The 7,318-nt window shown below is 53.7% G+C and carries 7 protein-coding genes; 3 read left to right on the forward strand and 4 right to left on the reverse strand.

Annotated elements, in window-relative coordinates; translation table 11 throughout:
* The first annotated feature begins 16 nt into the window (after positions 1–16).
* Positions 17–1,549 carry a CHAT domain-containing protein gene (locus PN477_RS06310; RefSeq protein WP_272118292.1) on the forward strand — a complete coding sequence of 511 codons (1,533 nt, stop codon included), beginning with the start codon at positions 17–19 and terminating at the stop codon, positions 1,547–1,549.
* Positions 1,550–1,792: 243 nt separating this feature from the next.
* On the opposite strand, the gene PN477_RS06315 is transcribed toward PN477_RS06310, so the two are convergent.
* From PN477_RS06315 to PN477_RS06325, 3 genes are read right to left on the reverse strand one after another with little or no spacing between them, the layout of a single operon-like run.
* On the reverse strand, positions 1,793–2,515 hold the full coding sequence (locus tag PN477_RS06315; RefSeq protein WP_272118290.1) for a GerMN domain-containing protein: 723 nt from the start codon (positions 2,513–2,515) through the stop codon (positions 1,793–1,795).
* 20 nt (positions 2,516–2,535) lie between these two features.
* Positions 2,536–3,312, reverse strand: coding sequence for an LmeA family phospholipid-binding protein (locus PN477_RS06320; RefSeq protein WP_272118288.1), 777 nt, complete (start codon positions 3,310–3,312; stop codon positions 2,536–2,538).
* 44 nt (positions 3,313–3,356) lie between these two features.
* The gene (locus PN477_RS06325) at positions 3,357–4,301 is read right to left on the reverse strand and encodes a glycosyltransferase family 2 protein (RefSeq protein WP_272118286.1); all 945 of its coding nucleotides are present in this window, start codon (positions 4,299–4,301) and stop codon (positions 3,357–3,359) included.
* Positions 4,302–4,347: 46 nt separating this feature from the next.
* On the opposite strand from PN477_RS06325, the gene PN477_RS06330 reads away from it, so the two are divergent.
* Positions 4,348–5,559, forward strand: coding sequence for a glycosyltransferase family 4 protein (locus PN477_RS06330; RefSeq protein WP_417158760.1), 1,212 nt, complete (start codon positions 4,348–4,350; stop codon positions 5,557–5,559).
* A 95-nt stretch (positions 5,560–5,654) separates the two neighbouring features.
* Here the strand turns inward: PN477_RS06330 and tnpA are convergent, their stop codons facing one another.
* Positions 5,655–6,056 (reverse strand): IS200/IS605 family transposase, encoded by a 402-nt coding sequence (tnpA, locus tag PN477_RS06335; RefSeq protein ID WP_272118283.1) that lies wholly within the window; start codon positions 6,054–6,056, stop codon positions 5,655–5,657.
* Between the two features lie 50 nt (positions 6,057–6,106).
* Here tnpA and PN477_RS06340 point away from each other — a divergent pair, with 50 nt between their 5' ends.
* Positions 6,107–7,204: an RNA-guided endonuclease InsQ/TnpB family protein gene (locus tag PN477_RS06340; RefSeq protein ID WP_272118282.1), complete on the forward strand. Its 1,098-nt coding sequence runs from the start codon at positions 6,107–6,109 to the stop codon at positions 7,202–7,204.
* Positions 7,205–7,318: the final 114 nt, after the last annotated feature.

Below are 7,318 nucleotides of genomic sequence, written 5' to 3' on the forward strand. Positions count from 1 at the left end.
ATTGCGGAGAGTTGTGATGAACCACTGTCGATGTTTGCACCCGTTCCGTACCGTGGGGTTTGGACTCATGGTGAGTTTGATGCTGGTGGGTGGGACTGCGATCGCCCCCAGCCACGGCCAATCCGGGAATCAATCCGATGTCACCGCCCCCAATCCCGTCAACGTCATGCCCGCGATCGACACCGAAGAACCCCAGATTCAAGAATTCACCGACACCAACACCCTCAGCGAACAGGTGGATCGTGTCGCCTACGAAGCCCAAATTCAACAAATTTCCATCACCGAAGCCGTTCAACTCCTCGAAGAATATCAAGCCTTTGAATTTTGCAACCTTTTAGAACTCGACCGCTGTGGGGACGTGCCCAGCCTAGATGCTATCCTCACGACCCTCTATACAACCTGGCAAGAAACCGGCAATAAAACCGCGTTAATCTATGTCGTACAACTGCCGAAAGCCTTGCAACTGATCGCGATTGTCCCCCCCGATCGTCCTGTTTCAACATTTTCTGATTCGCAGCAGAGTATTAACCTCGTTCATCAAATTACCGTCCCCATCGACACCAGAGAAGAGGTGGTCGAGTTAACCCGCACCCTCCGCCGCAACGTCATCAATCGTCACCTCGCCAGTGACCAATACACCAGCCCCGCCACCGCCCTTTATGACCTGTTGATTACGCCCTTAAAGCCCATGCTTGAAGCCCAAGGCATTGAGCATTTACTCTTTTCCTTAGATCAAGATTTGCGGTTGCTGCCCTTGGCGGTGCTTTACGATGGTGAGGAGTTTTTAATTGAACAGTATGGGGTGGGGATTATTCCGAGTTTTGGCCTCGTCGATACGGGCTATCAAGACATTCGTTCCCAATCATTACTAGCTATGGGAGCCTCCCAATTTACTCAAAATTCTGACTTGCCAGCGGTGGATTTGGAACTGGATTTTATTACCCGTTTGGGTTGGCAACATCAACTGTTTAAAGATGAGCAATTCACCGTGGCGAATTTCATGGCCGCGAACCAAGCGAATCAGTTTGGGTTGATCCATCTTGCCACCCATGCGGAGTTTAACCCCGCCAATCTTCAGCCCGCCTATCTTCAATTTTCCGATCGCACGGTCAGTTTTACGGAACTGCGGGAATTGGTGCGATCGCTCGGTTGGATCGATGCAACCTATCCAACGGTGGAACTGCTGATCCTCAGTGCTTGCGAAACGGCGGTGGGCGATCGCGCTAGTGAATTGGGTTTTGCGGGGCTAGCGGTGCAGTTGGGGGTCAAGTCCGCCCTGGCGAGCCTCTGGCGGGTCAGTGACCTCGGAACCCTCGCCCTGATGAGCGAATATTATCTCCAACTCCGCCAAACCCCGATTAAATCCCAAGCCCTCCGCCAAGCCCAGATCAACCTCCTGCGCGGTCAAGTTAGCCTCACCGCCGATACCCTCATCCTGTCCAATGGGCAACGCCTCCCTCTCCCGCCCCGCCTCCAACTCGAAGCCCGCCAAGATCTCCAACATCCGATGATTTGGTCGGGGTTTCAATTGGTGGGCTATTGGAATTAGCGCCTTGGGTGTGAGGGTTGACCCCAGTATCACGGCACAGCTAAATGGGTGGGTTACGGCGGATTGTCGGATTGCAGTGATGGCGGGAGTTTTAGCCGCCGAACCCACCCTACTGTTACGACACACGTTAATCGGTGGGTTACGGCGGATCGCTGGATTATAGCTATGGCATGAATTAAAGCCGCCTAACCCACCCTACGATAAAGCACTATTTCAGCTATGCCATGACCCTACGGTAAATCATTATTGGAAATCTTCTTCAAAGGTATCGCGGGTCAACGGCTGCCGAATCAAAAGACCCTCACCGCCAAGCACCTCTAAGGGTTCAGACTCCACCGATAACCACACGGGGGTATTGGCATCAATGCTGCTGGCGGTGTAGAGAATTTGAGCGACGCGCCCGGTCATGGACATTGTGCCGCCGCCGTTGGTGAAGTCCGCTGAAAGATTAATGTGAACGCCGTCGTTTTTCACCTCCACCCCTTCAAGACTGGTGTTTTCAGGGATGGTGGTGCTGTGGGTTGCCGCATCGGGGCCATCGAGGAGGGCTTCGAGGGCGGCGGTGAGGACGATATCTAGATTCGCTTCGGATTTGGCGGTGGTTTCGAGGGGGGCTTCGACGAGTTCGAGGGTGTTGCTGTTGGTATCGAGCCAATACACGGCGGCATCGGTGGTGCTGACGGTCAGATCGGGGTCAAATTGGGGGGCATTGTTGGGGGCGTTGGCGGGGGCGATCGCTGTCCCCGGATCTTCTGTGCCGGCGCTGGGGTCGGAATCGTCTTCGGCTTGGGGTGTATCCGGTTCTGTCTCCTCGGCGGGCGTTTCGACGGTTTCGGTGGGGGTGGGTTCGGGGTCAGGATCAGCGGCAGAGTCATCAGGGGGGGAATCGGTGCAACTGCCCAAGGTGATCGCACTCGCTGCGATCGCAACAATGAGCCAGTGGTTAAAGGAACGGGGCAACAGCATGATCGGGGTCTCCTAGGGCGTTACTGAGGGCTAATCCGAACAACACCGGCAAGGGTGAGGGTTTCGGACTCTACTTCCAATTGTAGGATGCGAGCTAGGATGCCCTGGGGGTCGAGGGACTCTAAATTAATCCGGTTTTGCAGGTTTTCTTCAACGATCGCTTCGACAAAGGGCGACAAACGCCCCCCATTGAGGCTAATCGTCGGGTCGGTAAATTCCACCTGTGTGCCATCAATCACGGCCAGCCCGGCGGCAAATTCCACCAGGAGGGTGGCGGTGGGAGATTGCACCGTCGCTGCGATCGCCATCCGCCCCGACGCTTGAAAATCCACCGTCAAGGCTTGCAGGGTGTAGGTTTGATTGCCCGGTAAACTGCCACTCAAGCGCGTCACGAGTCCCTGTAAGCGTTCCTGAAATTCCGGAGCCGCCAACGCCGCATTGATATCCGCCTCATCTAACACCAAGCGTGTACCGAGGGTGAGGGGCGATCGTAAACTCTGGCGCGGATTGCCCCCCTGTTGTAACTGCTTCAAATTCACCGACACCGGATCAGTTTCAAGATCAAATTCCCTCACCCGCAAATAGGGCCGCAACTGTAACCCCTCCGTTGCCAACCGAATCCGATCCACGTTGCCGCCCAATACCTGATAACTAGGGGTATTATCAATCCGCACGACAATTTCATCGCTACCCGGTAAACGGTTCTGCAATTGCCGCTCAATTACCGTATCTAAAATAAATCCCGTCGGCGCAATTCCTGCAATCAAGCCTGCCAGTAAAACCGTTAAAAATTCCATTCCTCTAACTCCTCAAAAAAACTCTTCAAAACCATCGTGATTCGTTACCGCTTCAAGCGCCGTAACAGATCAAAACAAGCGGGGCGTAAGGGTTGAGGCACATAGGATAACATTCGACCGATCGCAGCCTTAGGGGAGGGGGGAACCTGGGTTAATAAATCCCGCCCGCTCTGGGTTTCGCCGGTTTCAATCAGGCGTAAGCCTAAGAGTAAACGGGTTTCATTCAGGCGCGATCGCCGCACCGTTTCGAGCTGCTCACTGTCAAACTGAAATGCCTCTAAATACGCGCATTTATCCCGCAAATAGACCACCGCCCGCCCTAGGGTATTTTGTTCCGGATGACGGCGATACTCCATTAAACGTTCCGGTAAATAGTAGGCCGTTTTTCCCGCTAATGCCAACCGCACAAAGAGATCATTATCTTCGCAATTCGTCAAGCCGGGCCGCATAAAATCGACTTCTTTTAATACCCTGGTGCGAAATAAAGTCGCCCCCACTTGAAAGCTCTGTTTTTCAAATACCGTCGCAAGGAGATTTTTAACGATTCCGGGTGATAGGGTCGCCCGCCCCCAGCGACGCGAATTTTCCTCAGTTAAATCAAGATGGCGTTGATTGTCTGCATCAATAATCCAATGATCTGTGCCGACAAAATCTACTTGGGGATGGGACTCTAAAACGGCGATCGTCTGGGTTAAAAAATCAGGCGTGAGGCGATCGTCATCGTCAAATTTAAGGAAATATTGCCCCGTGGCGGCGAAAAAACCGGAGCGCATATTGTTACTTTTGCCGATGTTTTGGGGATGGCGCAGGTAGTGAATCCGAGGATCGGCGGTATATTGTGCCATCAGGGTGGGGGTGGGTTCTGAGGAGCCGTCGTCACAAATGATCAGTTCCCAATCTTGATAGGATTGCTTGAGGACGCTTTCGATGGCGATGCGCAGCAATTCGGCGCGGTTATAGGTCGGAATGCAAACGCTGACAGTCGGCACGGGCGGATTAATTGCGGTTCACTTTTGGTTATACCCCATCTTAGCGATGCGAATTTTGATGCTTTCCGCGACATTTCCCTATCCTCCAACCCAGGGGGGAACTCAGGTACGCACCTTTAATCTGTTGCGGTATTTAAGCGATCGCCACACCATCACCCTCGCCACCCAACGCGCCCCCGACACAACCCCCGCAGAAATTGCGGCGTTGCGTGACCAGGTTGCCGAGTTGCAGGTGTTTAAGCAGCCCCCTGCTCCCACGGCCACGATGACCGCCAAACTGGGCCGATTTGCCCAGAGTTGGCTGACGGGGATTCCTGCCCATGTGCGGAGTAATTGCGCGGCTCCGATGGCGGCTTGGGTGGCGGAGCAAGTGGAGTCCGGGGCGTTTGATGTGGTGACCTGTGAGCATAGTGGCAATGAAGTGTATGTGCGCCCAGGCTGGCAGCATCGGCTGCGGACGGTGGTGAATATTCACAGTTCCCTGTCGGCAACCTGTCGGCAACAGTTGGTGATGGGAACGGCGGAACAGGGCTGGCGCGATCGCCTCAACCTCCCCCTCTTAGAACGCTACGAACACCATTTTTGTCACAAGTTTTCTGAACTAGTGGTGACGACCCCAGAGGATCGTGCCCACTTTGAGGCCCTCAGCCCCGGCTCAGCGATGACGGTGATTCCCAACGGTGTGGATCTCGATCTGTTTCCCCTGCGACAGGCTGATCCGGGGGGAACGACCTTGATTTTCTGTGGGGCAATGGATAATCAACCCAATATCGACGCGGCGCAATTTCTCTGCCGGGAGATCTTGCCGGCGGTGCGGCAACGGTTGCCGGAGATCACCGTGCAGTTAGTGGGGGCGCGACCGGTGGCGGCGGTGCAGGCGTTGGGATCGTTGCCGGGGGTGACGGTGACGGGCAAAGTCCCCTCAATGGCGGCGGCGTTGCAGGGGGCGACGGTCTGTGTGATTCCGATGCGCAGCGGGTTTGGGATTAAAAATAAAACGTTGGAGGCGATGGCGGCGGGTGTGCCGGTGGTGGGAAGCGATCGCGCCCTCGAAGGCCTCAAGGCTGATCCCCATGGGGCGCTCCGGGCCAACGGGGTGGCGGAATTTGTCACAGCCATTGAAACCCTGGTGCAAAATCCGGAGCAGCGGCGATCGCTCTCCGCGGCCGGTCGTGCTTTGATTGAGCGCGAATTTACCTGGGCGGTGGCGGGCGCACGCTATGAAGCGGTTTTAACCGGAACGCCTGCACTGCCCTAAGCGTCACGATCTGAAGCCGGTATGGTGGTTTACCTGATGCAGGCGTAAAGCCCCCGTTTTCTAAACGGGGGATATAAGCGAAGAGCTGAATTTATTCAGCCGTGATGAGGGTCATTGATGTACTGCAAAACCTTCTGGGTACTCACCTTTCCTGTTGTGTCGAACAGATAAGAATGAGTCCAAAGACTGGGCAGTTTCAAAAGCTCAGGAAACTCACGACGGAGTAAGCGGGAAGACCGCCCCTTAAAAGCCTTGACGACTTGAGCAATGGAATGATGAGGGTCGTATTCAACCAAAAGATGAACATGGTCTGATGCGACCTCCAGAGCCTTGATAATCCATCCCTTGTCCTGTGCAACAGAGTGAAAAATATCAATGCAACGCAACTGGAGTGGTTGATTGCGATAAAAGACCCGTTTGCGGCGGCAGGGAATCCAAACCAGATGAACAGTAGCCAGCCCAAGGGAGTGATTGTAATGGCGATAGTTAGTTCTCACTATTTGTAGATGAATTTCTTTTATCTACAGATTAAGCTATCATATCAAGCATGAAAACGCTCCAGTTCAAGCTCTATCAACACAAGCGGAACCGATACCTCAAGCGGACAATCAACGCCGCAGGACGGATCTACAACCATTGTGTTGCTCTACATAAACGGTACTACCGGATGTGGGGCAAGCACTTGAACTGTGCCCGACTGCAAAAACACATCGCCAAACTCCGCAAACGGAACCCTTGGTGGTTGCAAGTGGGTTCTCAAGCCGTGCAGGACATCTGCCAACGGATTGAGAAAGCCTATCAACTGTTCTTCAAACACAACAAAAAAGGCGTTCGCCCCCCCAACTTCAAGAAGACTAAAAAGTACAAGTCCTTCACCCTCAAGCAAGCCGGGTACAAATTCCTTGGTGGCAATCGGGTCAGGATTGGCAACAAGGTTTATCAATATTGGAACTCACGCCCCATTGAGGGCCAGGTCAAAACGGTGACGATTAAGCGGACTCCCCTCGGAGAGCTGTTCATGGTTGTCACGGTGGATACCCCGTCAGAAGTTGAAGTCAAAACCGAGACAGGTAAAATTGCTGGTTTTGATTTTGGGCTGAAAACGTTCCTGACCTGTTCAGAAGGTTTCAAGATTGATGATGCACCGTTGTTCTTCAAACAGTCGCTCAAGGCGGTTCGTCAGGCTAATCGAGAGTTATCCCGTAAGCAAAAGGGGTCAGCCAACCGGGAACGTGCCCGATTGAATCTTGCCCGGAAGCATGAGGAGATTGCCCATCGGCGGCGGGATTGGTTCTGGAAGTTGGCTCATAAACTCACGAATCAGTTTGATGTGCTGTGTTTTGAGACGTTAAATCTCAAGGCGATGCAGCGACTCTGGGGGCGCAAGGTGAGTGACTTGGCGTTTCGGGAGTTCCTGCAAATTCTGGAGTGGGTGGCGATGAAGAAGGGGAAGCGAGTGGTTTATGTTGACCGCTGGTTTCCTTCAAGTAAGACCTGTTCGAGTTGTGGTCATGTCTTAGAAGAGTTGAGCTTGGAGACTCGCCATTGGCGGTGTCCGGCTTGCTCGGCAGAGAATGACCGGGATGAAAATGCGGCAGTGAATATCAAGATGGCTGGGGCGGTAGTGCATTTTAGTGCAGGCTAGAGGAAAAGATAGGGGCATCTTGCTCCGCCAGCTTCTCTCTGATGCCCCGATTGTACTCATGGATGAACAGCCATATCGCCCCAATGTGGTTCTCCACCTTTTTCGAGAACGACA

Source organism: Spirulina subsalsa CS-330 (assembly GCF_028330765.1).
Taxonomy (GTDB): domain Bacteria; phylum Cyanobacteriota; class Cyanobacteriia; order Cyanobacteriales; family Spirulinaceae; genus Spirulina; species Spirulina subsalsa_A.

Coding starts and splice junctions, on each gene's coding strand:
- PN477_RS06310 (WP_272118292.1), top strand. CDS start 17: ATGAACCACTGTCGATGTTTGCACCCGTTCCGTACCGTGGGGTTTGGA.
- PN477_RS06315 (WP_272118290.1), bottom strand. CDS start 2,515: ATGCTGTTGCCCCGTTCCTTTAACCACTGGCTCATTGTTGCGATCGCA.
- PN477_RS06320 (WP_272118288.1), bottom strand. CDS start 3,312: ATGGAATTTTTAACGGTTTTACTGGCAGGCTTGATTGCAGGAATTGCG.
- PN477_RS06330 (WP_417158760.1), top strand. CDS start 4,348: ATGCGAATTTTGATGCTTTCCGCGACATTTCCCTATCCTCCAACCCAG.
- PN477_RS06340 (WP_272118282.1), top strand. CDS start 6,107: ATGAAAACGCTCCAGTTCAAGCTCTATCAACACAAGCGGAACCGATAC.